This is a genomic window from Dyella thailandensis (genome assembly GCF_050749815.1).
Classification (GTDB): Bacteria; Pseudomonadota; Gammaproteobacteria; order Xanthomonadales; family Rhodanobacteraceae; genus Dyella_A.
On sequence record NZ_CP192735.1, the window covers coordinates 1,627,917 to 1,652,301 of the forward strand.

22 protein-coding genes are annotated in these 24,385 nt (G+C 68.0%); 10 read left to right on the plus strand and 12 right to left on the minus strand.

Features of this window, described 5'->3' with window-relative positions; translation table 11 throughout:
• Positions 1–34: 34 nt before the first annotated feature.
• From uvrC to ACQVBX_RS07600, 7 genes are all read right to left on the minus strand, one after another.
• Positions 35–1,861 carry an excinuclease ABC subunit UvrC gene (gene uvrC, locus ACQVBX_RS07570; protein WP_431637585.1) on the minus strand — a complete coding sequence of 609 codons (1,827 nt, stop codon included), beginning with the start codon at positions 1,859–1,861 and terminating at the stop codon, positions 35–37.
• A gap of 55 nt (positions 1,862–1,916) precedes the next feature.
• Complete coding sequence (locus tag ACQVBX_RS07575; protein ID WP_431637588.1) at positions 1,917–2,381, minus strand: low molecular weight protein-tyrosine-phosphatase; 465 nt, start codon at positions 2,379–2,381, stop codon at positions 1,917–1,919.
• On the minus strand, positions 2,378–3,148 hold the full coding sequence (kdsB, locus tag ACQVBX_RS07580) for a 3-deoxy-manno-octulosonate cytidylyltransferase (protein ID WP_431637590.1): 771 nt from the start codon (positions 3,146–3,148) through the stop codon (positions 2,378–2,380). The genes ACQVBX_RS07575 and kdsB overlap by 4 nt, the downstream gene beginning before the upstream one ends.
• 142 nt (positions 3,149–3,290) lie before the next feature.
• Complete coding sequence (aroA, locus tag ACQVBX_RS07585) at positions 3,291–4,610, minus strand: 3-phosphoshikimate 1-carboxyvinyltransferase (protein ID WP_431637591.1); 1,320 nt, start codon at positions 4,608–4,610, stop codon at positions 3,291–3,293.
• Entirely contained in the window at positions 4,607–5,695 is a 1,089-nt protein-coding gene (gene pheA / locus ACQVBX_RS07590) for a prephenate dehydratase (RefSeq protein ID WP_431637592.1), read from the minus strand. Before pheA ends, aroA begins: the two co-directional genes overlap by 4 nt.
• A gap of 78 nt (positions 5,696–5,773) precedes the next feature.
• On the minus strand, positions 5,774–6,859 hold the full coding sequence (serC, locus tag ACQVBX_RS07595) for a 3-phosphoserine/phosphohydroxythreonine transaminase (protein WP_431637594.1): 1,086 nt from the start codon (positions 6,857–6,859) through the stop codon (positions 5,774–5,776).
• Positions 6,860–6,938: 79 nt separating this feature from the next.
• A complete protein-coding gene (locus tag ACQVBX_RS07600; protein ID WP_431637596.1) occupies positions 6,939–7,703 on the minus strand; it encodes an FHA domain-containing protein in 765 nt (254 codons plus the stop codon).
• A gap of 2 nt (positions 7,704–7,705) precedes the next feature.
• Here ACQVBX_RS07600 and ACQVBX_RS07605 point away from each other — a divergent pair, with 2 nt between their 5' ends.
• Positions 7,706–8,092, plus strand: a complete 387-nt coding sequence (locus ACQVBX_RS07605; protein ID WP_431637597.1) for a polyhydroxyalkanoic acid system family protein — start codon at positions 7,706–7,708, stop codon at positions 8,090–8,092.
• An 82-nt stretch (positions 8,093–8,174) separates the two neighbouring features.
• Entirely contained in the window at positions 8,175–8,393 is a 219-nt protein-coding gene (gene infA / locus ACQVBX_RS07610; protein ID WP_014402653.1) for a translation initiation factor IF-1, read from the plus strand.
• 128 nt (positions 8,394–8,521) lie between these two features.
• Here infA and clpA read toward each other — a convergent pair whose 3' ends face one another.
• Positions 8,522–10,795 (minus strand): ATP-dependent Clp protease ATP-binding subunit ClpA, encoded by a 2,274-nt coding sequence (gene clpA, locus ACQVBX_RS07615; protein ID WP_431637599.1) that lies wholly within the window; start codon positions 10,793–10,795, stop codon positions 8,522–8,524.
• A gap of 65 nt (positions 10,796–10,860) precedes the next feature.
• A complete protein-coding gene (gene clpS / locus ACQVBX_RS07620) occupies positions 10,861–11,187 on the minus strand; it encodes an ATP-dependent Clp protease adapter ClpS (RefSeq protein WP_404636100.1) in 327 nt (108 codons plus the stop codon).
• Positions 11,188–11,306: 119 nt separating this feature from the next.
• Here clpS and ACQVBX_RS07625 point away from each other — a divergent pair, with 119 nt between their 5' ends.
• From ACQVBX_RS07625 to hflD, 3 genes are read left to right on the plus strand one after another with little or no spacing between them, the layout of a single operon-like run.
• Positions 11,307–11,795, plus strand: coding sequence for an NUDIX hydrolase (locus ACQVBX_RS07625; RefSeq protein ID WP_431638134.1), 489 nt, complete (start codon positions 11,307–11,309; stop codon positions 11,793–11,795).
• Positions 11,792–12,904: a tRNA 2-thiouridine(34) synthase MnmA gene (gene mnmA / locus ACQVBX_RS07630; RefSeq protein WP_431637601.1), complete on the plus strand. Its 1,113-nt coding sequence runs from the start codon at positions 11,792–11,794 to the stop codon at positions 12,902–12,904. The genes ACQVBX_RS07625 and mnmA overlap by 4 nt, the downstream gene beginning before the upstream one ends.
• Before the next feature lie 21 nt (positions 12,905–12,925).
• Positions 12,926–13,549, plus strand: coding sequence for a high frequency lysogenization protein HflD (gene hflD, locus ACQVBX_RS07635; protein ID WP_431638135.1), 624 nt, complete (start codon positions 12,926–12,928; stop codon positions 13,547–13,549).
• Positions 13,550–13,555: 6 nt separating this feature from the next.
• On the opposite strand, the gene ACQVBX_RS07640 is transcribed toward hflD, so the two are convergent.
• Complete coding sequence (locus tag ACQVBX_RS07640) at positions 13,556–14,473, minus strand: LysR family transcriptional regulator (RefSeq protein WP_431637603.1); 918 nt, start codon at positions 14,471–14,473, stop codon at positions 13,556–13,558.
• Positions 14,474–14,661: 188 nt separating this feature from the next.
• On the opposite strand from ACQVBX_RS07640, the gene acnA reads away from it, so the two are divergent.
• Positions 14,662–17,412, plus strand: coding sequence for an aconitate hydratase AcnA (gene acnA, locus ACQVBX_RS07645; RefSeq protein WP_431637605.1), 2,751 nt, complete (start codon positions 14,662–14,664; stop codon positions 17,410–17,412).
• A 151-nt stretch (positions 17,413–17,563) separates the two neighbouring features.
• Here acnA and ACQVBX_RS07650 read toward each other — a convergent pair whose 3' ends face one another.
• Positions 17,564–18,106: a hypothetical protein gene (locus ACQVBX_RS07650; protein WP_431637607.1), complete on the minus strand. Its 543-nt coding sequence runs from the start codon at positions 18,104–18,106 to the stop codon at positions 17,564–17,566.
• A 27-nt stretch (positions 18,107–18,133) separates the two neighbouring features.
• Here ACQVBX_RS07650 and ACQVBX_RS07655 point away from each other — a divergent pair, with 27 nt between their 5' ends.
• Complete coding sequence (locus ACQVBX_RS07655; RefSeq protein WP_431637609.1) at positions 18,134–19,825, plus strand: AMP-binding protein; 1,692 nt, start codon at positions 18,134–18,136, stop codon at positions 19,823–19,825.
• 70 nt (positions 19,826–19,895) lie between these two features.
• Here the strand turns inward: ACQVBX_RS07655 and ACQVBX_RS07660 are convergent, their stop codons facing one another.
• Entirely contained in the window at positions 19,896–20,258 is a 363-nt protein-coding gene (locus ACQVBX_RS07660) for a PilZ domain-containing protein (protein ID WP_431638136.1), read from the minus strand.
• 818 nt (positions 20,259–21,076) lie between these two features.
• On the opposite strand from ACQVBX_RS07660, the gene ACQVBX_RS07665 reads away from it, so the two are divergent.
• From ACQVBX_RS07665 to ACQVBX_RS07675, 3 genes are read left to right on the plus strand one after another with little or no spacing between them, the layout of a single operon-like run.
• Positions 21,077–21,943, plus strand: a complete 867-nt coding sequence (locus ACQVBX_RS07665) for a segregation and condensation protein A (RefSeq protein WP_431638137.1) — start codon at positions 21,077–21,079, stop codon at positions 21,941–21,943.
• Positions 21,936–22,901 carry an SMC-Scp complex subunit ScpB gene (gene scpB / locus ACQVBX_RS07670; protein ID WP_431637612.1) on the plus strand — a complete coding sequence of 322 codons (966 nt, stop codon included), beginning with the start codon at positions 21,936–21,938 and terminating at the stop codon, positions 22,899–22,901. The genes ACQVBX_RS07665 and scpB overlap by 8 nt, the downstream gene beginning before the upstream one ends.
• A gap of 12 nt (positions 22,902–22,913) precedes the next feature.
• Entirely contained in the window at positions 22,914–24,377 is a 1,464-nt protein-coding gene (locus ACQVBX_RS07675; protein ID WP_431637614.1) for a pseudouridine synthase, read from the plus strand.
• The last annotated feature ends 8 nt before the right edge of the window (positions 24,378–24,385 follow it).

Below are 24,385 nucleotides of genomic sequence, written 5' to 3' on the forward strand. Positions count from 1 at the left end.
GCGACGTGATCGCCGCGCTCACGTCACCGCGCCTTCAGGGATGCATCGCCGCATAGATGCGTTCGGCCAGGCCGCGGTCGATGCCCTTGATCTGCATGAGCTCCTCCACGCCCGCCGCCTCCACGCCGGCCAGGCCGCCGAACGCCTTGAGCAAGGCCGCACGGCGACGCGCGCCGATGCCTGGCACGTCCTCCAGCACGCTGCGCTCGCGCGCCTTCTCGCGGCGCTTGCGGTGGCCGCTGATGGCGAAGCGGTGCGCCTCATCGCGCACGGCCGCCACCAGGTGCAGCGCCGGCGAGGACGAGCCCGGATGGATCTCCTGACCGCTGCCGGCCAGCACCAGCGTCTCTTCGCCCGCGCGTCGCCCCGGCCCCTTGGCCACGCCGACCACCTCGATGCCGGTGACACCCAACTCGCGCAGCACGTCCAGCGCCTGCGCCACCTGGCCGGCGCCGCCGTCGATCAGCAGCACGTCGGGCTTGGCACCCTCGCCCTCGGCGACTTTGCGAAAGCGCCGGGTGAGCGCCTGGTGCATGGCCGCGTAGTCGTCGCCGGGGGTGATGCCGTTGATATTGAAGCGACGGTAATGCGACTTGTCCGGCCCTTCCGGGCCAAACACTACGCACGAGGCTACGGTCAGCTCGCCGCGCGTGTGGCTGATATCGAAGCACTCGATGCGCTTGGGCGGCTCGTCCAGGCCCAGCACCTTCTGCAGGTCGTCGAAGCGCGCGCCCAATGTCTGCCGGCTGGCCAAGCGCTGGGTCAGCGAAGCCTGCGCGTTGCGCTCGGCCATCTGCAGGAACTGCGCGCGTTCGCCGCGCACGCGGGTCTTGATCTCCACCGCGTGGCCGGACTGCTGCGCCAGCAGCTCGGCGAGGATCGCCTCGTCAGCCAGCGCCTCGCCCACGATCAGCTCGCGCGGCACCGGGCGCTCCAGGTAGTACTGCGCGATGAACTGGGCCAGCACGTCGGCCGGTTCGGCATCCAGCGGCAGGCGCGGGAAGAAGTCGCGCGTGCCCAGGCTGATGCCGTTGCGGAAGAACAGCACGCTGACGCAGGCGATGCCGGACTCGATGCGGCAGGCGATCACGTCCATATCGGCGCTGGCGCCCTGCACGTGATGCTGCGCCTGCAGCCGGCGCAGCGCCGCCACCTGGTCGCGCAGCGTGGCGGCGCGCTCGAAGTTCAGCGCCATGGCGGCCTGCTCCATCGAACCGGCCAGCTCATCGATCACCGCGCTGGAGCGCCCCTCCAGGAACATCTGCGCATGGCGCACGTCGACGCCGTAGTCCTCCACGCTGATCAGCTCCACGCACGGCGCCGTACAGCGACCGATCTGGTGCTGCAGGCAGGGGCGCGAGCGATTGCGGAAGTAGCTGTCCTCGCACTGGCGCACCTTGAACAACTTCTCCATCAGGTTGAGGCTCTCGCGCACCGCGTAGGTGCTCGGATACGGCCCGAAGAAGCGCCCGGGCAGGTTGCGGGCGCCGCGATGGAAGGCCAGCCGGGGATAGTCCTCGCCGCCGGACAGGTAGATGTACGGATAGCTTTTGTCGTCGCGCAGCAGGATGTTGTAGCGCGGCTTGAGCGACTTGATCAGCTGCGATTCCAGCAGCAGCGCCTCGCCCTCGGTGCGCGTGATGGTGATCTCGGCGCGCGCGATCTGCGACACCATCGCCGCGATGCGCGGCTCCATCCGCGGCTTCAGGAAATAGCTGCCGACGCGCTTCTTGAGGTTGCCGGCCTTGCCGACATACAGCAGCTCGTCGTCCGCATCGAAGTAGCGGTAGACGCCGGGCGAGGTGGTGAGGGTGCGGACGAAGGCCTTGCCGTCGAAGGCATGCGCGGGGGCGGAGGGCATGACCGGCATTCTATCGTGTGCGGCCGCGCCTGCCGCGAACGCACCGTGGCGCAGGTCAGGCCGGCGTCAGGCGCAGCAGGCCGTCAGCACCGCGCTCGGCTAGGGCGATCACGCGTCGAAAATCCTCATCGCTGCCGTAGTACGGGTCCGGCACCTCGTCCGCGCCACCCACACCGGCCGCCGGCAGGAACAGCGCCAGCCGGTCGCGCAGCGTCGGCGGACAGGCCGCGGTGAGATCGCGCAGGTTGGCGCGATCCATCGCGAACACGCGCTCGAAGCGCTGAAAATCGTCGATGTGCAACTGGCGTGCGCGGTGGGCGGATAGATCGTACCCGGCCGTGCGCGCCGCCGCGCACATTCGCGCATCCGCGCCTTGGCCGACATGCCAGCCGCCAGTGCCGCACGACTCCACCACCACGCGCCGCCCGGCCGCGGCAAAGCGTTGGCGCACCACTTCGGCCACCACCGGCGAGCGGCAGATATTGCCCAGACAAACCATGAGGAAGTCGCCGCGGCTCATGAGTTCGCCGCAAGCCACTTTTCGGCGCGCGCCAAGTCCGCCTCGGTGTCGACGCCCGGCGGGAACGGCTCGGGGGTCAGTCGCACGGCGATGGCATGGCCGTGTTCAAGCACCCGCAATTGCTCCAGCGACTCAGCCTGCTCCAGCGGCGTGCGGGCCAGCGAGGTGTACTGGCGCAGGAAACCCGCGCGGTAGGCGTAGATGCCGATATGGCGCAGGAACGGCACATCGGCGGGAAGCGTGTCGCGTCCGGCCGCAAAGGCATCGCGCGCCCACGGCAGCGCCGCCCGACTGAAATACAGGGCGCGGCCGCGCGCGTCGCGCACCAGCTTCACCACGTTGGGATCGAACAGCTCGTGCGCATCGGCAATCGGCGTGGCTAGCGTGGCCATCGGCGCATCGTCCTGGGCCAGGGCGAGCGCCACCTCGCGGATGCCGGCGGCGGGCGCGAACGGCTCGTCACCCTGCAGGTTCACCACGATGGCGTCGTGGGCCCAGCCATAGTGAGCGGCGCATTCGGCCAGCCGATCGCTGCCCGAGGCGTGGTCTGCGCGGGTCATGCAGATGTCCACGCCCTGCCCGGCCAGCGCCTCGGCGATGCGCGCATCATCCACCGCCACCACCACCTGGCTGGCCCCGGCCTGCAGCGCCCGCTGCGCCACACGCACCACCATCGGCACGCCGGCGATGGCGCGCAGCGGCTTGGCCGGCAGGCGGGTGGAGCCGTAGCGGGCGGGAATGGCGACGATGAAATCAGGCTGGGACATGGCGACCTCGATCACGGGCCCGCAAGCCTAACCCGCAGGCCGCGCCCGTGTGTAGGAGCGCACCTGTGCGCGACACCGGGCGGCCTGTGCAAGAGCTGGTCGCGCAGAGAGCTCGCCCCGGACTCGATCCGGGGCTGCGGTCCTACAGGGCCACGCCGCCCAGGTCGAAGCCGCAGCCGTTGGCTAGTTCCATGAAACCCGGGAACGAGGTGGCTACGTTGGCGCAGTCGCCGATCCGCACGGGTCCCTGGGCAATCAAACCGGCGACGGCGAAGCTCATCGCAATGCGGTGGTCGCCGTGGCTGTCGATCGTGCCGCTGCCGATCGGCCCGCCGTGGATGGTGGCGCCGTCCGGCCGCTCTTCCACGTTTACGCCCAGCGACTGCAGACCGGCGGCCATGCTGGCCAAGCGGTCGGACTCCTTCACCCGCAACTCGGCAGCGCCGCGCACCACCGTGGCGCCCTCGGCGGCCGCCGCTGCCACAAACAGCGCGGGGAACTCGTCGATCATGTCCGGCACCAGCGCCTCGGGCAGCTCGATGCCGCGCAACGGCGCATGCCGCACCACCAGGTCGCCCACCGGTTCGCCGCCGCTCTCGCCCTCGTTCTCGACGCGGATGTCCGCGCCCATCAGGCGCAAGGCCTGCAGCAGGCCGGTACGGCGCGGGTTGAGTCCCACCGCTGGCAGGCGCAGCTCGGCGCCGGGCACGATGCTGCCGGCGACCAGGAAAAACGCCGCGGAGGAAAAATCCGCCGGCACGCGCACCTCGGTGGCGCGCAGCACATGTCCCCCGCTGAGTCGCGCCCGACCCGGCGAAAACTCGATCGGCCAGCCGAACGCGGCCAGCATGCGCTCGGTGTAGTCGCGGGTGGGATGGGGCTCGATCACCACGGTCTCGCCCTGCGCGTAAAGCCCGGCCAGCAGCAGCGCGGACTTCACCTGCGCACTGGCCACCGGCAGCGTGTAGCGGATGCCGTGCAGGCGCTGACCGCCGTGCAAGCGCAGCGGCGGCAGGCCTTCGTTGCTCTCGATGCGCGCACCCATCTGCGCCAGCGGATCGGTCACGCGCCGCATCGGCCGCTTCGACAGCGACTCATCGCCGATCAGCGTGCTGTCGAACGCCTGCCCCGCCAGCAGGCCAGTGAGCAGGCGCATGCCGGTGCCGGCGTTGCCGCAGTCGAGCGCACCGGCCGCGGCGCGCAGGCCATGCAGACCCACGCCGTGCACTACACGCTCGCCGCCGGCTAGCGCGTCGATGCGCACGCCAAGCTGCTGCATTACCGCCGCGGTGGCGCGGGTGTCCTCGCCTTCGAGAAAGCCATGGATGTGCGACACGCCTTCGGCGATGGCGCCGAGCATCATCGCGCGGTGCGATACCGACTTGTCGCCGGGCACGCGCACCACGCCGTTCAACGAACCGGCCGGGCGGCTGGTCCAGTCCACCCGCTGCGCGCCGCTCAAGGCAGCGCGACCGGGTAGGAGCCCAGCACGCGCAGGCTGGCGACGCTGGCCTCGATCTCGCCGACCGCTTCCTTGAGGTTGCCTTCGTGGATGTGGCCGGAAACATCGATGAAGAACGCGTACTGCCACTTGCCGGTGTGCGCCGGGCGCGACTCGATGCGGTTCAGGCTGACGCCGTGCTTGGCGAACGGACTGAGCACGTCGTACAGCGCACCGGGCTTGTCGTTCACCGTCACCAGCAGCGAGGTGCGGTCGTTGCCCGAGGGCGGGAACAGCGAGCGACCGATCACCAAGAAGCGCGTGGTGTTGTCCGCGCGATCCTCGATCGCGGTGGCGACGGTCTTGAGCCCGTAGATCTTGCCGGCCGTCTCGCCGGCGATGGCGGCGGCGCTTTCGTCGTGACGCGCCAGACGCGCCGCCTCGGCGTTGCTGCTGACCGCGGTGCATTCCACGCCGGGCAGGTTCAGCCGCAGCCAGGTCTTGCACTGCTGCAGCGACTGCGCATGCGCGTAGACCCGGCGCACATCCGACAGCTGGCCGGTGAGCGCATGCAGGCACTGGTGCACGCGCAACTCCACCTCGCCGCAGATGGTGGCGTCGGAGGTGAGGAACATGTCCAGCGTGACCTGGATCATCCCCTGCCCCGAGTTTTCCACCGGCACCACGCCGAAGTCGGCATGGCCGGCTGCCACTTCCTGGAACACTTCCTCGATGCTGCCCAATGGCAGCCCATAGGCGGCATGGCCGAAGTGCTTGCGCACCGCCTGCTCGCTGAAGGTGCCCTCGGGGCCGAGGTAGCCGATCTTGAGCGGGTCTTCCTGCGCCAGGCAGGACGACATGATTTCGCGGAACAGCCGCACCATTTCGGCATCGGACAGCGGCCCCTTGTTGCGATCGACCACCATGCGCAGCACGTGCGCCTCGCGCTCGGGCCGGTAGTAATCGATGGCGGACAGGCCTTCGCCTTTCACCTTGGCCACTTCCCGGGCGCGCATGGCCCGCTCGGCAATCAGCTCCTGGATCTGCCGGTCGATGCTGTCGATGCGCTCGCGCACCTCGCTCAGCGAGTTCTTCGAATCAGACATGAAAAACAACCTGGATGGATAGACGTCTAAACACTCGGGCCGTCATGGTGCCTGAAAGCGCGGCGCAGCGCCTTGGTTTCATCCGTGACGATTGGCGAAGTCGCGCATGAAGGCGACCAGCGCCTGCACCGCCTCCAGCGGCACCGCGTTGTAGAGCGACGCGCGCATGCCGCCCACGGCCTTGTGGCCTTTCAGCGCGAACAGACCGGCCCCCTCCGATTCCTTGAGGAAGCTGGCGTCCAGCGCGGCGTCCTTCAGGGTGAACGGCACATTCATGCGCGAACGCGCGGACGGCTCGATCGGGTTCGCGTAGAAGCCACTGGAGTCGTCGATGGCCCGATACAGCAGTTCGGCCTTGGCGCGGTTGCGCTCGGCCATCGCGGCCACGCCGCCCTGGGCCTTCAGCCACTGGAAGGTGAGTCCGGCCAGGTACCAGCCCCAGGTGTTGGGCGTGTTGAGCATCGAGTCATTCGCCGCCTGCTCGGCGTAGCGCAGCACCTTGGCGATCGGTCGACCGGGGCGGGCCAGCAGGTCGCGGCGGATGATCATCACCACCAGGCCCGAAGGGCCGATGTTCTTCTGCGCGCCGGCGTAGATCAGGCCGAAGCGCGACACGTCCAGCGGGGCGGAAAGAATGTTGGAGGACATGTCCGCCACCAGCGGCACGTCGCCGACCTCGGGGATGTCGTGGAATTCGACGCCGTGGATGGTTTCATTCGGCGTGTAGTGCACGTAGGACGCGGCGGGATCGAGCGCCCACGACGCACGCGCGGGCAGCCGGCGGAAGCCCTGCGCCTCGCTGCTGGCCGCTACGTTCACGCGCAGGTAGGGCGCCGCCTCGCGCACGGCCTTCTCGCTCCAGTGGCCGCTGACGATGTAGTCGGCGCTGTCATCCGGGCCGGCCAGGTTCATCGGGATCTGGGCGAAGTGCTGGGTCGCCCCGCCCTGCAGGAACAGCACGGCGTAGTCGGCGGGGATCGCCATCAGCTCGCGCAGGTCCGCCTCGGCCTGCGCCGCCATCGCGATGAACGGCTTGCCGCGGTGCGACTGCTCCATCACCGACATGCCCGAGCCGTTCCAGTCCAGCAGCTCGCGCTGGGCCTGCTCAAGCACCTCGCGCGGCAGCGCCGCCGGTCCCGCGCTGAAATTCCACACCCTGCTCACTGCCGGACCTCGCTCGATGTCTGCTGATGGACCGCCGCATTATGGCGCGGCGCAGCAAGGCAGCGTCAATGCGGCTCTGTCAGAGCCGAACCAGCAGCACCAGGGCGATGCCCAGGGCAAGCACTGCGGCCGTGACGATCAGCCACCACACCTCGCCGCGCGGCCCGGCCAGTTCCTCGGGCAAAGGATCGGCACAAGGAAAGCTCGCCAGTTCCGGCTCCGGCTGCATGCCCGGCGCATCGACGATGAAGCGGTGCGTGGCCAGACCCAGCTGGTCGCCCGGATGCAGCGCGGCGCCGTCGACCTCGCAGCCGTTGATGCGCAGCGGGTAACGCGTCGAGCCGTGCTGCTGCGAGAGCCGCAGTTGCCCGTCCTGCCAGAACAACCGCAGCGAGGCGGACTCTCCCTGCGGCAGTTCAAGCGGAACGGCAGCCTGCGGCCCCAGCTCGAGCTGATCGTGCAGTGGAAAAACGCGCCCGGACAGCGGCCCGGCCACGGCGCGCAGGGCCACCGGACAGCGACTGCGCTCGGGGATCACCAGTACCTCGCGCGCATCGGGCGACTGATCCGCCTTCAGCAGCATGCGGCAGTCGCCCACGCTGAGCACGTCACCAGGGCGCAGCAGCGCGCGTTCGCGCACCGGGCGGGCATTGACGTAGATGCGGCTTCCGCCGGGCAGTACTTGCAGCAGGCAACCGCGCCGGTCGCTGTACAGGCGCAGGTGGTGCGCCGCCGCCTGGTGCGAGCCCAGTACCACGGCATTGTCCGGCGCACTGCCGATGGTGAGTACGGGGCCATCCCAGGGGACGTCTTCGCGGGCGGCGTGGGGAAACTCGATGCGCATCTGTGAACCAGTCGACGGACGGCGGGACTCTAGCAGAAGCAAGCCCTACAGCCGCACCGCTGCGCGATCGTCCCGGCGTGACAGCCGGCGCACGCATGCCGGACAATCGCGCCATGCCCAAGATCGATATCCGCCAGCCGCACCAGCTCCCCCTCGCCGACGCCCGCGCCAAGGTCGACCACGTCGCCAATCGCATGCGCGAGAAGTTCGACATGGACAGCCAATGGGACGGCGACACCCTGCGCTTTTCCCGTTCCGGCGTGAAAGGCTCCATCGCCGTCACCGCAGCGGCGGTCGAGGTCCACGCCGAGCTCGGACTGATGCTTTCGCCGCTCAAGGGCATGGTCGAGGACGAGATCCGGCGCAAGCTGGCCGAACAGTTCGCCTGACGAATGTTTAACCAGAACGCCGGACGTGGCATAATCGTCGGCTTACGCGACCATATCGGTTGCCGACCGAACGACGGAAAGCATGGCCAAAGACGACGTCATTGAAATGGAAGGCACGGTCCAGGAGACCCTGCCCAACACCATGTTCCGCGTACAGCTGGAGAACGGGCATGTGATCATCGCCCACATCTCCGGCCGCATGCGCAAGCACTACATCCGCATCCTCACGGGCGACAAGGTGAAGGTCGAAATGACCCCGTACGACCTGACCAAGGGTCGCATCACCTACCGCATGAAGTAAGCGGAACATCCGGCAGCGGCTGCCTTGGCGCCGCGTCGGGAACGAAGCATGGAGCAAGAAAAAGGCGACGCCGAGGCGTCGCCTTTTTTCGTGTCCACAGCCCGTGGGCAAGCCCACGGGCTGCCTTCTTACTCGACCACCGCCGGCAGCTTCTCGGCCGCCTCGGTCTCCACCACCAGCTCGCCGTCGCGCACGCCCAGCTTCACCTTGCCGCCGTCGGCCAGCTTGCCGAACAGCAGCTCGTCGGCCAGCGCCCGCTTCACCTTCTCCTGGATGACGCGAGCCATCGGACGGGCACCCATCTGCGGGTCGAAGCCGTGCTCGGCCAGCCAGCGGCGGGCGTCGGCGTCCACGTCCAGCGCCACGTGCTTCTCGCTCAGCTGGGCCTCCAGTTCGATCAGGAACTTGTCCACTACGCGCAGGATGTGGTCAAAGTCCAGCGAGTTGAACTGGATGATCGCGTCCAGCCGGTTGCGGAACTCCGGCGTGAACATGCGGCGGATCACCTCCATCGCATCAGTGGTGTGGTTCTGCTTGACGAAACCGATGCCGCGACGCGACGCCTGCTGCGCACCAGCATTGGTGGTCATCACCACGATGACGTTCTTGAAGTTCGCCTCGCGCCCGTTGGTGTCGGTGAGCACACCGCGGTCCATCACCTGCAGCAGGATGTTGAACACATCCGGGTGCGCCTTCTCGATCTCGTCCAGCAGCAGCACGCAGTGCGGGTGCTTGGTGACCGCCTCGGTCAGCAGGCCGCCCTGGTCGAAACCGACGTAGCCCGGAGGCGCGCCGACCAGACGCGAGACCGAATGCGCCTCCATGTACTCGGACATGTCGAAGCGGATCATCTCGATGCCCAGCTGCATGCCGAGCTGGCGGGTGACCTCGGTCTTGCCCACGCCGGTGGGGCCGGCCAGCAGGAAGCTGCCGATCGGCTTGGACGGGTCGGCCAGGCCCGAGCGTGCCATCTTGATCGACGCGGTGAGCGCCTCGATTGCCTGGTCCTGTCCGAACACCACCATCTTCAGGTTGCGCTCGAGGTTCTTCAGCACGTCGCGATCCGACGCCGACACCTGCTTGGCCGGGATGCGCGCCATCTTGGCCACGATGTACTCGACCTCGGGCACGTCGATGGTGTTGGTCCGCTGATCTTCCGGCAGCAGGCGCTGGCGGGCACCGGCCTCGTCGATCACGTCGATCGCCTTGTCCGGCAGCAGGCGGTCGGGGATGTGCTTGACCGACAGGTCCACCGCCGCCTTCAGCGCCTCGTTGGTGTAGGCCACCGCGTGGTGCTCCTCGAAACGCGAGCGCAGGCCCTTGAGGATCTCGATGGAATCGGCCACGGTCGGCTCCACCACGTCGATCTTCTGGAAGCGACGAGCCAGTGCGCGGTCCTTCTCGAAGATGCCGCGGAACTCCTGGAAGGTGGTCGAACCGATGCAGCGCAATTCACCCGACGCCAGCATCGGCTTGATCAGGTTCGAGGCGTCCATCGTGCCGCCCGACGCCGAGCCGGCGCCGATGATGGTGTGGATCTCGTCGATGAACAGGATCGCGCCCGGCTGCTTTTTGAGCTGGCCGATCACCGCCTTCAGGCGCTTCTCGAAATCGCCGCGGTACTTGGTGCCGGCCACCAGCGCACCGAGATCCAGCGACCAGATGGTCGCGCCTTCGAGCACCTCCGGGACCTCGCCGTCGACGATGCGCTTGGCCAGACCCTCGGCCAACGCGGTCTTGCCTACGCCAGCCTCGCCGACGTAGAGCGGGTTGTTCTTGCGGCGGCGGCACAGCACCTGGATGGTGCGCTCGATCTCGTCGGTGCGGCCGATCAGCGGGTCGATCTTGCCTTCCAGCGCCAACTCGTTGAGGTTGCTGGCGTATTCGCTGAGCGGATTGCCCTTGCCCTCGCCGCCCTCCTCGCCTTCGCGATCGGCATTGCCGCCCGCACCGGCCGACGGCTCCTCGCCGATCTTGGCGATGCCGTGGGAGATGTAATTGACCACGTCGAGCCGGGTGATCTCCTGCTGATGCAGGAAGTACACGGCGTGCGAATCCTTCTCGCCGAAGATCGCCACCAGCACGTTCGCGCCGGTGACTTCCTTCCGCCCCGAGGACTGCACGTGGTAGACGGCGCGTTGCAGCACGCGCTGGAAGCCCAGCGTGGGCTGCGTATCGCGCTCGTCGCCATGCGGCAGCACCGGCACGGTCTCGGCAATGATCTTTTCCAGCTCGGCGGTGAGCCGTGGGAGATCGACGCCGCAGGCGCGCAGGGCGCCAACGGCGGACTGGTTGTCGGTCAGGGCGAGCAGCAGGTGCTCGACCGTCATGAACTCATGACGCTGCTCGCGCGCCTGCTTGTAGCACTGGCCGATGGTGACTTCGAGATCCTTGCTGAACATCCGGACCGTCTCCCGAGTAGATGGCAAGCGGCTTGACTGCCGCGATGACGCCAAAATGGGGTCGCCTAGAGCTTTTCCATAGTGCACAACAGTGGGTGCTGATGTGCCCGTGAATATTCGTTGACCTGGGTCACCTTCGTCTCCGCCACCTCCCTGGTGAACACGCCGCATACACCGCGTCCGCGGGTATGCACGTGGAGCATCACCTGCACCGCTTTTTCCTGATCCATGCCGAAAAAGCCACGCAGCACCTCTACCACGAAATCCATGGGAGTGAAGTCGTCATTCATCAGCAGAACTTGATACAGCGGCGGTCGCGCCACCTCCGGTCGGGAGGGTTCCAGCGCGAGACCGTGCCCGGTGCCCTGCTCGTGTTCGGGTTGATTTGCCATAGAAAAGATGTGCCTGCCTGTTGATACGGATTGTACGCCGCGGGGGATGCGGCTTTGGCGACCCCGCGAGAGGTGATGGCACAATGAGCGCTTTTCCAGTGCCGCAGGGCCATTGCCTGATGTCTTCCACCGCCGCCCCCTCATCCGTCTGGCGACCGCACGTGACCGTGGCCTGCTTGGTCGCGGACGGCGACCGCTATCTGATGGTGGAAGAGGAAGTCGGCGGCCGGCTGGCCTACAACCAGCCGGCCGGACACCTGGACGACCGCGAGAGCCTGCTCACCGCCGCCGTGCGCGAAACGCTGGAGGAAACCGGCTGGACGGTGGAGCTGCAGCACCTGATCGGCGTGCACCAGTGGCGCAGCCACGAGCACGGTGAAGGCGTGGTGCGCTTCAGCTTCGCCGCGCGGGCGCTGGCGCACGACCCGCAGCGTCCGCTGGACAGCGGCATCCGCCGCGCGCTGTGGCTCACCCGGGCGGAAATCGCCGCGCTGGGCGATCGCCTGCGCAGCCCGCTGGTGCTCAAGAGCATCGACGCCTGGCTGGCCGGACAGCGCCATCCGCTCGCCCTGGTCGGCAGCCTGCTCGACGGGGATCCCTACCCGTGAAGGTGATGCTGGGCATCTCCGGCGGCGTCGACTCCTCGGTCGCCGCGCTGGTGTTGCAGCAGGCCGGCCATGCGGTCGAAGGCCTGTTCATGCAGAACTGGGAGGAGGACGAGCGCTCCGGCCCTTGCACCGCCGACGCCGACCGCAAGGACGCCGTCGCGGTGTGTGGCCGGCTCGGCATCCCGTTTCACGCGCGCAACTTCGCCGCCGAATACTGGGACGGCGTGTTCGAGCACTTCCTGGCCGAATACCGCGCCGGCCGCACGCCGAACCCGGACGTGCTGTGCAACCGCGAGATCAAGTTCAAGACCTTTCTGGATGAAGCGCGCGCGTTGGGCGCGGAGAAGATCGCCACCGGCCACTACGCCCAGGTGCGCGAACGCGACGGGCGCTTCCAGCTGCTGCGCGCAGCCGACACCGGCAAGGACCAGACCTACTTCCTGCATGCGCTGGGCCAGGCGCAGCTGCCCGCCACGCTGTTCCCAATCGGCCACCTGCCGAAGGAGCAGGTCCGCGCGATGGCGCGCGAGGCGGCCCTGCCGACCCATGCGAAGAAGGATTCCACCGGGATCTGCTTCATTGGCGAGCGCGATTTCCGCGAGTTCCTGAGCCAGTACATCCCGGCCCGACCCGGGGTGATGTGCACGCCCGAGGGGCGAGAAGTCGGTGAACACCAGGGCGTGATGTACTACACGCTGGGCCAGCGCCAGGGACTGGGCATCGGCGGGCGTCACGGCGCCAGCGGCGAGGCGTGGTACGTGGTGGGCAAGCAGGTCGCCAACAACGTGCTGATCGTCGCCCAGGGCGGCGAAAACCACTGGCTACAGTCCACCCGGTTGCTGGCCGATGACCCCCATTGGGTGGCCGGCGACGCGCCGGACGCCCAGTTCCGCTGCACCGCCAAGACCCGCTATCGCCAGACCGACCAGGCCTGCACCGTGGTGTGTCGCGACGGGCGGGTCGAGGTGATGTTCGATCAGCCCCAGCGCGCCGTCACGCCGGGGCAGTCGGTGGTGTTCTACGACGGCGACGCGTGCCTCGGTGGCGCGGTGATCGCCGCCACCGACGCGCCGTTCGGCGGTCTTTCCCCTGTTTCCCCGGAGTCGTGAGTCGTGCCCAGCCTGTTTGCCATGACCGAAGAGCGCGTGCTCGGCCTCGCCGGCCTGTTCCAGGCCACTGCGCTGGCCCAGCAGCTGGCCAACCAGGGCCGCTGCGACGAGGCGGCTTTTGAAGCGAGCGTGGACAGCGTGTTCCGCATCGATGCCGATTCGGTGGTCGGCGTGTACGGCCGCACCGCGTCGCTGCGGCTGGGCCTGCGCACCCTCATTGCCCAGCTGGAAGAAAGCTCCAGCGACATGGCGATCACCCGCATGGCCATCACCGTGATGCGGCTGGAACGCGCGCTGGCCCGCCACACCGCCCAGCGCGACGAGCTGCAGCAGGGTCTGCTCGCGGCGCAACGGCAGGTGGATCACTTCGGGCGCTATTCGCCGCAGGTGATCGGCCGGCTCGCGGCTCTGTATGTCGCCACGCTGTCGCGGCTGAAGCCGCGCGTGATGGTCACCGGCAATCCGCAGATGCTGCAGCAGGACGCGATCGTCGAGCGCGTGCGCACCTGCCTGCTCGCCGCCGTGCGCTCGGCGGTGCTGTGGCGGCAGGTCGGCGGACGCCAGTGGCAGCTGCTGGTGCATCGCAAGCAATGCGCCATGCTGGCGCGCGGCCTGCTCACCGGCTCCACGCTGGACAACGGCTGAGCCGGCTTAATCGAGCAGGCGCAATCCCGGGCGGCGACGCGCGATTTGTCGCAGCAGTTCGGCGAAGGATTGCAGGTCGTCATGCCACGGCGTCGCCTCGCGCCAGTACAGCGCAATCTCCCGCCCCGGTGCCGGGCCGCGGATCTTCGCCAGCGTCACCGAAGGAATCGACGCCAACCGGTCGCGCGCCAGCGCCGGCACCAGCGCGTAGCCGCCGCGCAGTTCGACCAGCGCGGCCAGGCTTTCCAGGCTCACATCCTGCACCTGACCCGCGGCGGGCTCGCCGTCGGGGTGGTACTCGGCCATCACCGTGGCGTCCCCGGCATCGAGCTGGCTGAGCGCCACCGTGGGCTTGCCGGCCAGCGGATGATCCGCGCGCAGCATGATTTCCCACGGCTCGAAGAACAGCGGCCGGCTGGCGATGCCGCTGGGCGCGGTGGCCGGCGGCGGCGCCAGCACGGCGTCGAGTTCGCCCTCGTGCAGGCGTCGCAGCAGGCCGCGCGGCTTGCCTTCGGACAGGCTCAGGCGCGCGCCGGCGAAGTGCTGCGGAAACGGGGCGATCAGGTGCGGCAGCAGGTACGGCCCCAGCGAGGCCGGCACGCCCAAGCGCAGCTCGCCGCCGAAGGCGACGCTGCCGGCGCGGGCCACCTGCTGCAGGTGCTCGGCGGCGGCCAGCACGGCGTCGATCTGCTCCAGCAGACGGCGACCGCCCGCGGTCGGCACGATCTTCCGCCCGCCGCGCTCGAACACCGGCCCACCCAACGCCTGCTCCACCTTCTGCACCTGGTGCGACAGCCCCGATGGACTGATGTGCATCGCCCGCGCCGCGCTGTTGAAGCTGCCGTGCCGATGCACCGCCTGCACCAGCGCCAGGTCGCGCAGCGAAACCGCCGCAAGGCTGCTCGAAATCATCGAATGCTGCATGTCGTCATATGCGTTTGTTCGCCCCGGAGGCGTCCATCATCCTATGCGGCGCGATCCGCGTCGCGCTCCTTGTTGTCAGCCGTCCGTTTCGCGGGCGTCGGGCGTTTGCGCGATAATCGACTGTCTTTGATCCACCGCTTGCGGGGATCGACCCCATCCCAGCCGCAGGTTCCAGCCAGGAGTTCCCCATGAAAGATTCATTCTCGGTACGCGACACCCTTCAGGCCAACGGCAAGAGCTACCAGTTCGCCAGCCTGGCCAAGCTGGGCCAGCAGTTCGACCTCAAGCGCCTGCCCTTCTCGCTGAAGATCCTGCTGGAGAACCTGCTGCGCCACGAGGATGGAGTGAACGTCACGGCGAAGGAGATCGAGGCGATCGCCAAGTGGGACGCCAAGGCCGAGCCGGACACCGAGATCGCCTTCATGCCTGCGCGCGTGGTGCTGCAGGATTTCACCGGCGTGCCCTGCGTGGTCGACCTGGCCGCCATGCGCGATGCGGTGGTGAAGCTCGGCGGCGACGCCACCCAGATCAATCCGCTGGCCCCGGCCGAGCTGGTCATCGACCACTCGGTGCAGGTCGATGCCTACGGTTCGGAATCGGCGCTGGAAAAGAACGTCGAGATCGAGTTCGAGCGCAACCAGGAGCGCTACAGCTTCCTGCGCTGGGGCCAGAAGGCCTTCAACAACTTCAAGGTGGTGCCGCCGCGCACCGGCATCGTGCACCAGGTGAACCTGGAGCACCTGGCCCGCGTGGTGTTCACCAAGGACGAGGACGGCCAGAGCTGGGCCTACCCGGATACCGTGTTCGGCACCGACTCGCACACCACCATGATCAACGGCATCGGCGTGCTGGGCTGGGGCGTGGGCGGCATCGAGGCCGAGGCGGCGATGCTGGGCCAGCCCTCCTCCATGCTGATTCCGCAGGTGGTCGGCTTCAAGCTCACCGGCAAGCTCAACGAGGGCGTCACCGCCACCGACCTGGTGCTCACCGTCACCCAGATGCTGCGCAAGCTTGGCGTGGTGGGCAAGTTCGTCGAGTTCTTCGGCAACGGCCTCAAGCACCTGCCGCTGGCCGACCGCGCCACCATCGCCAACATGGCGCCCGAGTACGGCGCCACCTGCGGCATCTTCCCGATCGACCAGGAAGCGCTGAACTACCTGCGCCTGTCCGGTCGCAGCGAAGAGCAGATCGGCCTGGTCGAGGCCTACGCCAAGGCCCAGGGCATGTGGCACGACGAAAGCTCGGTCGAGCCGACGTTCACCACCACGCTGGAGCTGGACCTGGCCACCGTGAAGCCGTCGCTGGCCGGCCCCAAGCGCCCGCAGGATCGCGTGCTGCTCGAAGGCGTGCAGCAGAGCTTCCACGACGTGGTCGGCGGCCTCACCGCCAACCGCAAGACCAAGAACGGCGAATCGGCCCGCTTCGCCAACGAAGGCGGCGCGACCGCCATCGGCAACGAGGCGAACAGCGTCGACGAGGGCTCGGTGCGTGTGACCAAGGACGGCGAGAACTTCGAGCTGAAGGACGGCTCGGTGGTGATCGCCGCGATCACCTCGTGCACCAACACCTCCAACCCGGCGGTGATGCTCGGCGCCGGCCTGGTCGCCAAGAAGGCCGCCGCCAAGGGCCTGAAGGCCAAGCCGTGGGTTAAGACCTCGGTCGGCCCGGGCTCGCTGGTGGTCACCGACTACCTGGAGAAGACCGGCCTGCTGAAGGAGCTGGAGAAGGTCGGTTTCTACATCGTCGGCTACGGCTGCACCACCTGCATCGGCAACTCCGGCCCGCTGCCGACCGAGATCAGCAAGGGCATCGCCGAGGGCGACCTGGCGGTGGCCTCGGTGCTGTCGGGCAACCGCAACTTCGAAGGCCGCGTGCATCCGGAAGTGAAGATGAACTACCTGGCCTCGCCGCCGCTGGTGGTCGCCTACGCACTGGCCGGCACGCTGGACATCGACCTCACCAAGGACGCCATCGGCACCGGCAGCGACGGCCAGCCGGTGTACCTGAAGGACATCTGGCCGACCAACCAGGAGATCTCCGACGCCATCGCCGGCTCGATCAACGCGGACATGTTCAACAAGAACTACGCCGACGTGTTCAAGGGCGACAGCCGCTGGAGCCAGATCGCCTCGCCGGACGGCTCGGTCTACCAGTGGGACGACTCCACCTACATCAAGAACCCGCCCTACTTCGACGGCATGAGCAAGGAGCCGGGCACGGTCGAGGACATCCACGGCGCCCGCGCACTGGGCGTGTTCGGCGACTCGATCACCACCGACCACATCTCCCCGGCCGGCTCGATCAAGAAGGACAGCCCGGCGGGCCGCTTCCTGATCTCCAAGGGCGTCGATCCGAAGGACTTCAACTCCTACGGCTCGCGTCGCGGCAACGACGACGTGATGGTGCGCGGCACTTTCGCCAACATCCGCATCAAGAACCTGATGCTGGACGGCGTCGAGGGCGGCTACACCCTGCACGTGCCCTCCGGCGAGCAGATGGCGATTTACGACGCCGCGGTGAAGTACAAGGCCGAGAACACCCCGCTGGTGGTGCTCGCCGGCAAGGAATACGGCACCGGCTCGTCGCGTGACTGGGCGGCCAAGGGCACGCTGCTGCTGGGCGTGAAGGCGGTGATCGCCGAGAGCTTCGAGCGCATCCACCGCTCCAACCTGGTCGGCATGGGCGTGCTGCCGTGCGTGTTCAAGGACGGCAAGAACGCGCAGTCGCTGGGCCTGACCGGCAAGGAGTCGTTCGACATCACCGGCCTGGAAGACGGCAATTCGAAGGAAGCCAAGGTGGTCGCCACCGCGCCGGACGGCAGCAAGAAGGAGTTTGCCGTGCACGTCATGCTGCTCACGCCGAAGGAGCGCGAGTTCTTCCGTCACGGCGGCATCCTGCAGTATGTGCTGCGTCAGCTGGCGAGCAAGAAAGCGGCCTGAGTTCCGCCAAGCCACGCTCGATGAAAAACGCCGCCCGCCCGGGCGGCGTTTTTCTTTGTGCCGACCGACCTGGCCAGACGCTATCGCCCCGGCCCGTGCCTCGTGGTCACAGCGCGCAGTCGCAGCTCGACTTCGCTGCGCTTGGAACAAATCAATCGAGCGGCCGTTTCCACGTCGCCGAATAGCACACCCACTGGTCGCCCTCGCGGCGCCACGCGCTCTCCACCTCATACACGCCCATGTCCTCGGGCAACAGGCGGCCGCCGCTGGTGAGAGTCACGGTGAAACTGGCCACGAAGCGGTCGCCGCGCGACTCCACCGTCACCGGCCCCATCAGCACGTGGATGGACTCGTGGCGCAGGTGCGCCAGCCGCAGCAGATTGACCAGCTGCGCCCGGTCCACCTCGCCAGCGTTGCCGGTGAAGTCGTCCGCGAGACGATCGGCGAACGCGCCGGCATTGGTCTGCTCTGCGGCCTGTTCGGCGGCCTGCACCGCCTGCCTCACGGCGCCCTCGTCCGGGGTGCGGTGACAGGCGATCGCAGCCATGCAAAGGGCAGCAACAAAGGGTATGCGCAGGGCGTTTCGGAGCAGCATCGACACGACCTCGAACTCGTTGCGGCGCGGCTTGCCGCTATACGCGAGCGTATGCTCCAATGCCTCGTCGTGTCGATGGCCGAGCGCCGCAGCGATCATCCTCTCACCAGGAGCACAAGGATCATCATGAGCAACGAGCGTCCGTGGCTGGACCACTATCCGGATGGCGTCCCCGCACAGATCGAACTGGACGCCTACGCGTCGGTCGTTGCGGTGCTGGAGGAAGCCTTCGAGCGGTTCAAGGATCGTCCGGCCTTCGCCAGCTTCGGCAAGAAGCTCAGCTACGGCGAGATCGATGCCATGAGCGCGCGGTTTGCCGGCTATCTGGCGGGTGAGCTGAAGCTGGTCAAGGGCGATCGCATCGCGATCATGATGCCCAACGTGCTGCAGTATCCGGTGGCGCTGTTCGGCGCGCTGCGCGCCGGCCTCGTGGTGGTGAACACCAACCCGCTCTACACCGCGCGCGAGCTCAAGCACCAGCTGGAGGATTCGGGCGCCAAAGCGATCGTGGTGCTCGACAACTTCGCCGCGACCGTGCAGCAGGTGGTGGCTGAAACCCACGTGCAGCACATCGTCACCACCGGCGTGGGTGACCTGCTCGGCGGCCTCAAGGGCATGCTGGTCAATACCGTCGCCAAGCACGTCAAGAAGATGGTGCCGGCGTTCCACCTGCCGCAGGCCGTGCGCTTTGCCGATACCTTGGACCGAGGCGCGCGCCACGCGCTGCCGAAGGTCACGCTGGGCCACCAGGACCTGGCCTTCCTGCAATACACCGGCGGCACTACCGGCGTGGCCAAGGGCGCCATGCTCAGTCACGGCAACATGGTCGCCAACATGCTGCAGGCCGGCGTGTGGATCGGGCAGAACGCCAAGCCCGGCGAAGAGGTGATCATCACCGCGCTGCCGCTGTATCACATCTTCTCCCTGACGGCGAACTGCTTCGTGTTCACGCGCCTGGGCGGCCTGAGCTGGCTGATCACCAACCCGCGCGACATGCCGGGTTTCGTCAAGGAGCTGGCCAAGTCCAACTTCACCGCGATGACCGGCGTCAACACGCTGTTCAACGGCCTGCTCAACACGCCGGGTTTCGCCGAGCTGGATTTCTCGCGCCTGCACCTGAGCCTTGGCGGCGGCATGGCGGTGCAGCGCGCGGTGGCCGACCGCTGGAAGAAGGTCACCGGCTGCACGCTGGCCGAGGCCTACGGCCTCACCGAGACGGCGCCAGCTGTGTGCATCAACCCGTTGGATCTCAAGGAATACAACGGCTCGATCGGCCTGCCGATCCCCTCCACCGACGTGGCGATCTGGTCGGAAGAGAACCAGCCGCTTCCGCTTGGCGAAGTGGGCGAACTGATGGTGCGTGGCCCGCAGGTAATGCAGGGCTACTGGCAGCGCCCGGATGAAACCGCCAAGGTGCTGACCGCCGACGGCTGGCTGCATACCGGCGACATCGCGCGCATGGACGCTAACGGCTACGTCTACATCGTCGATCGCAAGAAGGACATGATCCTGGTGTCCGGCTTCAACGTGTATCCGAACGAGGTCGAGGACATCGTCATGCAGCACCCCGGCGTATCCGAGGTGGCGGCCGTGGGCGTGCCGGACGAGCACTCCGGCGAGGTGGTGAAGATCTTCGTGGTGCGCAAGAACCCGGCGCTGACCGAAGAGGAGCTCAAGGAGTTCTGCCGCGAGAACCTCACCGGCTACAAGCGGCCGAAGTTCATCGAGTTCCGCAGCGACCTGCCCAAGACCAACGTCGGCAAGATCCTGCGCCGCGAATTGCGCGACGAGAAGAAAGCCACCGCTGCCGCCCACTGAGGCAGCACCGGCCGGATACCAAAACGCCCGCGCAAGCGGGCGTTTTTCGTTGGGTTACGGCGGCGCGCGATCAGTTGCGCCACTGCTCCAGGATATCGGCGTAGCCGCCCAGCAGGTTCCACAGCGGCACCTGCTTGTCTTCGGGGATGCGCGAATAGGCGTAGCCGATGTGGTGATCGGACATGCGCGCCACCGTGGCCTCCAGGTGAATGTGCAGGTCGTTGCCGAAGATCATGTCCAGCACCCACGGCTCGCCCAGTTCGCCCTTCCAGCCCAGGGGGCGTCGCACCAGCAGGCCGGTGGCGGAAATGTCCACCAGTTCGGTCGGATGGGACTGGTCGCCGTGGCTCATCAGCACCGTGGTCTCGATGCGCATCCGCGCCGGACGCAACTGCTCGTGTCCGGACTGAACCGCATTCTTCTCGATCGCCATCATGCTCCCTCGCTTGGCCCGCCCCGCGGAGCCTGCCGTTGCATACCGGCAGCCTCCCCTCGAAGCGATGCCGGTCGATTATCCCATGCCTGCGGGTGTGGACTTCGTGCCGGCGCGCTGCATTGGCGCACGAAGTTCCTGCAGGGACAAGCATCGCAAAGCAACTGCCATGCCACGCCACGCTGCGCCGTCGGGCACGGCGAAATGCGCACTTGCGCACACGCGCCACCGATCAACGAACGCGGGCGATGGCCAGCAGTGCCGTAGAGCGACAATTTGCGACACGATCGGCTGCGCGCTTGCCGCCACTCCACCGGCCACGCTGGACTTGCCCCGGCGCAGCCGCTACGCTGTGGGCCATTCATGGGGTTAAGAACGGACGCCATCCTGCCGGCGAGGCAGTGGGGAGCGTCCCGAGAGCCACATTCGATGCTCTCCGCCGACCGACTGATACGACCGTAGCGTCCCCGACGCCTCACGGCTTGCGCGCCTCGACCGTGGCTCATCTCCCGGACCGGACGCCCAGCGGTTGGAAGCGATCGCGACGATGATGCCGCCGACTGGTTCATCCCGCGCCACCGCGACCAAGGCACCGGCCAGGCAGGGCATCTGCAGCAGGAGCGTTTTCCTCGTGGCGCGGCTTTATCGGCGCGCATACAAGCCCCGCATCCCTCGGCGCGAGCCGCAGGACGGGTCCGGTTCCGATCGTGTGCAATCTCCGCCGGCCTTCGGCGGCGACCCAACGACATGCATTGATGAGCACTGAGCCAACCGAGCCTCAGACAACCAGTAGCACCGCGCCGGACGTGTTCGCGTCGATGCCGCAGCAGCAGGAAATGCCGCTGGCCATCGTGCGCGGCGAACCGATGCTGCAGATGCCGCAGGATCTGTACATCCCGCCGGACGCGCTGGAAGTCATCCTGGAAGCCTTCGAAGGTCCGCTGGACCTTCTGCTGTACCTGATCCGCCGGCAGAACCTGGACATCCTCGATATCCCGGTCGCCGAGATCACCCGCCAATACATGGCCTACATCGACCTGATGCGCGATGTGATGCGGCTGGAACTGGCGGCCGAATACCTGCTGATGGCCGCGATCCTGGCCGAGATCAAGTCGCGGCTGCTGCTGCCGCGGCCGCCCAGCGAGGAAGGGTTGGAAGAAGACCCCCGCGCCGAGCTGGTCCGCCGGCTGCAGGAATACGAGCGGTTCAAGAAGGCCGCCGAGGACATCGACACCCTGCCCCGCGTGGAGCGCGACACGGTGCCGGTGCAGGTCGATACCGGCGAGCGCAACGTCATCAAGCTGCCGCCGCCGCTGGACCTGAAGGAAATGCTGCTGGCGCTCAAGGACGTGATGCACCGCGCCGAACTGTTTGGTCACCACGCGATCAAGCGCGAGGCCCTCAGCGTGCGCCAGCGCATGGGCGAACTGCTGGGTCGGCTCGAAGGCAGCGCCTTCCAGCGCTTCGAGACGCTGTTCGATCCGGCCGAAGGCCGCCTCGGCGTGGTGGTGACCTTCCTGGCCATGCTGGAGCTGGCCAAGGAAATGCTGATCGAGATCGTGCAGGAAGCGCCGCTGGCGCCGATCTACCTCAAGGCGAAGGTCGTGCTCTCCGGCGACGAAGGCGCCGAAGTCACCGACGAGCCCAACGATGCATCTGCCGGAGAAGCCTCCGCCTATGAATGACCACGACAACGACCACGACCGCGATAACGAGGACACCGCCACGATTGCTGCCGCGGTCCGTGCCGAGCCGCTCACGCCGGTACAGCTCAAGCCGATCGTGGAAGCCGCCCTGCTCGCCTCCAGCCACCCGCTGACGGTGGCCCAGCTGGTCGAGCTGTTCGGCGAAGAGCACGAGGTGACGCGCGAACTGATCGCCCGCACGCTCGAGGCGCTGGTGGAGGATTGCGCCGGGCGCGGCGTGGAACTGAAGGAAGTCGCCTCCGGCTTCCGCTATCAGGTGAAGCAGGACGTGCATCCCTGGCTGTCGCGCATGTGGACCGAGCGCCCCAGCCGCTACTCGCGCGCCCTGCTGGAAACGCTGGCGCTGATCGCCTACCGCCAGCCGATCACCCGGCCGGAAATCGAGCAGATCCGCGGCGTGGTGGTGTCATCCAACATCATCAAGACGATGGAAGAGCGCGACTGGATCCGCGTGGTCGGCCACCGCGACGTACCGGGCCGGCCCGCCCTGTTCGGCACCACCCGCGCCTTCCTCGACTACTTCAACCTGAAATCGCTGGACGAGCTGCCGCCGCTGTCGGAAATCCGCGACATGGAAGACCCGCAGCTGCGCTTCGAGCCCGAGCCGCTGCCGGCCCGCGTCATCAAGGATTTGTCGATCGATCTGGAAGCCGATGCCGCCGAGGCCGAGGCCGCCGAACAGGCAGCGCTGATCGCCGAGCAGACCGAGCCGGCCGGCGACGTCCAAGACCCCACCATCTCTTCCGCCGATGTGGACGAACCCAACCCCACGGACACCGTGGCTGGGCTCAATGACACCACCGAGCCTGCCGACGCCATCCCCACCGACACCGCCGACGACGCTGCGCCCGAGGCGCACACCGACGGCCTTGCCACTGCCGACGAGGCAGCGAACCCCGCGCACGCCGACCACGGCGACGCCGACAAGCATTCCTAAGGAGTCACGCGCATGACTGCGCCGCAGAAATCCGTACTAACCCTCAAACGCGCCACCCGCGACGAAAACGAGCCGCAGCTCGAAGAGCGCCTGCACAAGGTGCTGGCCAACGCCGGCCTCGGCTCGCGCCGCATGCTGGAGCAGCGCATCCAGGCCGGTGAGGTCGAGCTCAACGGCTCCCCCGCCGGCATCGGCGCCAGCGTGCACGCCGGCGATCGCGTGGTGCTCGACGGCAAGCAGTTCGTCGTCGCCACCGACAATCGCGACGAAACCGAAGTGCTCATCTATCACAAGCCCGAAGGCGTGATGAGCACGCGCGACGATCCCGAAGGCCGGCCCACCGTGTTCGAGCAGCTGCCGCGCCTGAAGGGCGCGCGCTGGGTCGCCGTGGGCCGCCTGGACATCAACACCACCGGCCTGCTGCTGCTCACCACCGACGGCGAGCTGGCCAACGCGCTGATGCATCCCAAGAGCGCGCTGGAGCGCGAGTACCTGTGCCGCGTGCACGGCGAAGTGCCCGACGAGATCATCGAGAAGCTCAAGGCTGGCGTGGAGCTGGAAGACGGCCCCGCCCGCTTCGACGAGATCGCCATAATCAGCCGCGGCGGCAGCCACAGCTGGTTCCGCGTGGTGATCCGCGAGGGCCGCAACCGCGAAGTGCGCCGCCTGTGGGATTCCCAGGGCTTCCTGGTCAGCCGCCTCAAGCGCATCCGCTACGGCACCGTGCAGCTGCCGCGCGCCCTGCGCCGCGGCGATTGCGAGGCGCTCGGCGAAGAAGCAGTCAAGGAGCTGCGTAAGGTCACCGGCCTGGGCGCGCCCCAGCCCGTGCTCACGCTGAGCCCGGTGCTGCACCAGCGCCGCGCCGCCCGCAACGTCACCGAATACCGCCCCGAGCGCGGCAGCGCCACCGCCTGGAGCAGCGCCGCCGCTGACGAAGCGCGCGAGCTGCGTGCGTTCGATCGCATCCGCGACGAGCCGATGACCCGCGGCAAGCGCCCGCGCCCGCCCGGTCGCGAAGTGAATGGCAACGTCGCCCGCCCCGAGCGCAGCGGAGCGCCCCGCAAGGGCGGCGGTCGCGGCAAGCGCGGCGTCGCGCCGGGCCAGGAACTGCCCTCGGTGCGAACCTGGTTCGCCGGTGAAACCCGCGACGGCTATGCCGGCGGCCCCTCGGCCCCGCGCGGCAAGCCCGCCGGCGGTCCCGGTGGCCCGGGCGGCAAGCGTCGCCCCGGCGGCGGTGGCAAGCCCGGCGCCCCGCGTCCGGCCGGCCACGGCAACGCCAACCCGTACTCCGGCTTCGGCGGCGGCAACCGCGCCGGCGGCGGTGAATCGCGCGGCCCCGGCGGCGGCCCCTCGCGCGGTGGCAACCGCAACGGCAAGCCGCAAGGCGCCCGCCCTGGCGGCCGCGGCGGCAACCGTCCCGGCGGCGGTGGCGGTGGCGGCAATCGCGGCGGTGGCAACCGCAGCGGCAACCGCTGAGCTACAGA

What these genes read in the sequence shown, in the direction of transcription:
- uvrC (WP_431637585.1), bottom strand. Translation starts at nt 1,861, where the DNA reads ATGCCCTCCGCCCCCGCGCATGCCTTCGACGGCAAGGCCTTCGTCCGC.
- ACQVBX_RS07575 (WP_431637588.1), bottom strand. Translation starts at nt 2,381, where the DNA reads ATGAGCCGCGGCGACTTCCTCATGGTTTGTCTGGGCAATATCTGCCGC.
- kdsB (WP_431637590.1), bottom strand. Translation starts at nt 3,148, where the DNA reads ATGTCCCAGCCTGATTTCATCGTCGCCATTCCCGCCCGCTACGGCTCC.
- pheA (WP_431637592.1), bottom strand. Translation starts at nt 5,695, where the DNA reads ATGTCTGATTCGAAGAACTCGCTGAGCGAGGTGCGCGAGCGCATCGAC.
- ACQVBX_RS07600 (WP_431637596.1), bottom strand. Translation starts at nt 7,703, where the DNA reads ATGCGCATCGAGTTTCCCCACGCCGCCCGCGAAGACGTCCCCTGGGAT.
- infA (WP_014402653.1), top strand. Translation starts at nt 8,175, where the DNA reads ATGGCCAAAGACGACGTCATTGAAATGGAAGGCACGGTCCAGGAGACC.
- clpA (WP_431637599.1), bottom strand. Translation starts at nt 10,795, where the DNA reads ATGTTCAGCAAGGATCTCGAAGTCACCATCGGCCAGTGCTACAAGCAG.
- clpS (WP_404636100.1), bottom strand. Translation starts at nt 11,187, where the DNA reads ATGGCAAATCAACCCGAACACGAGCAGGGCACCGGGCACGGTCTCGCG.
- ACQVBX_RS07625 (WP_431638134.1), top strand. Translation starts at nt 11,307, where the DNA reads ATGTCTTCCACCGCCGCCCCCTCATCCGTCTGGCGACCGCACGTGACC.
- hflD (WP_431638135.1), top strand. Translation starts at nt 12,926, where the DNA reads ATGACCGAAGAGCGCGTGCTCGGCCTCGCCGGCCTGTTCCAGGCCACT.
- ACQVBX_RS07640 (WP_431637603.1), bottom strand. Translation starts at nt 14,473, where the DNA reads ATGCAGCATTCGATGATTTCGAGCAGCCTTGCGGCGGTTTCGCTGCGC.
- acnA (WP_431637605.1), top strand. Translation starts at nt 14,662, where the DNA reads ATGAAAGATTCATTCTCGGTACGCGACACCCTTCAGGCCAACGGCAAG.
- ACQVBX_RS07650 (WP_431637607.1), bottom strand. Translation starts at nt 18,106, where the DNA reads ATGATCGCTGCGGCGCTCGGCCATCGACACGACGAGGCATTGGAGCAT.
- ACQVBX_RS07655 (WP_431637609.1), top strand. Translation starts at nt 18,134, where the DNA reads ATGAGCAACGAGCGTCCGTGGCTGGACCACTATCCGGATGGCGTCCCC.
- ACQVBX_RS07660 (WP_431638136.1), bottom strand. Translation starts at nt 20,258, where the DNA reads ATGGCGATCGAGAAGAATGCGGTTCAGTCCGGACACGAGCAGTTGCGT.
- ACQVBX_RS07665 (WP_431638137.1), top strand. Translation starts at nt 21,077, where the DNA reads ATGCCGCAGCAGCAGGAAATGCCGCTGGCCATCGTGCGCGGCGAACCG.
- scpB (WP_431637612.1), top strand. Translation starts at nt 21,936, where the DNA reads ATGAATGACCACGACAACGACCACGACCGCGATAACGAGGACACCGCC.
- ACQVBX_RS07675 (WP_431637614.1), top strand. Translation starts at nt 22,914, where the DNA reads ATGACTGCGCCGCAGAAATCCGTACTAACCCTCAAACGCGCCACCCGC.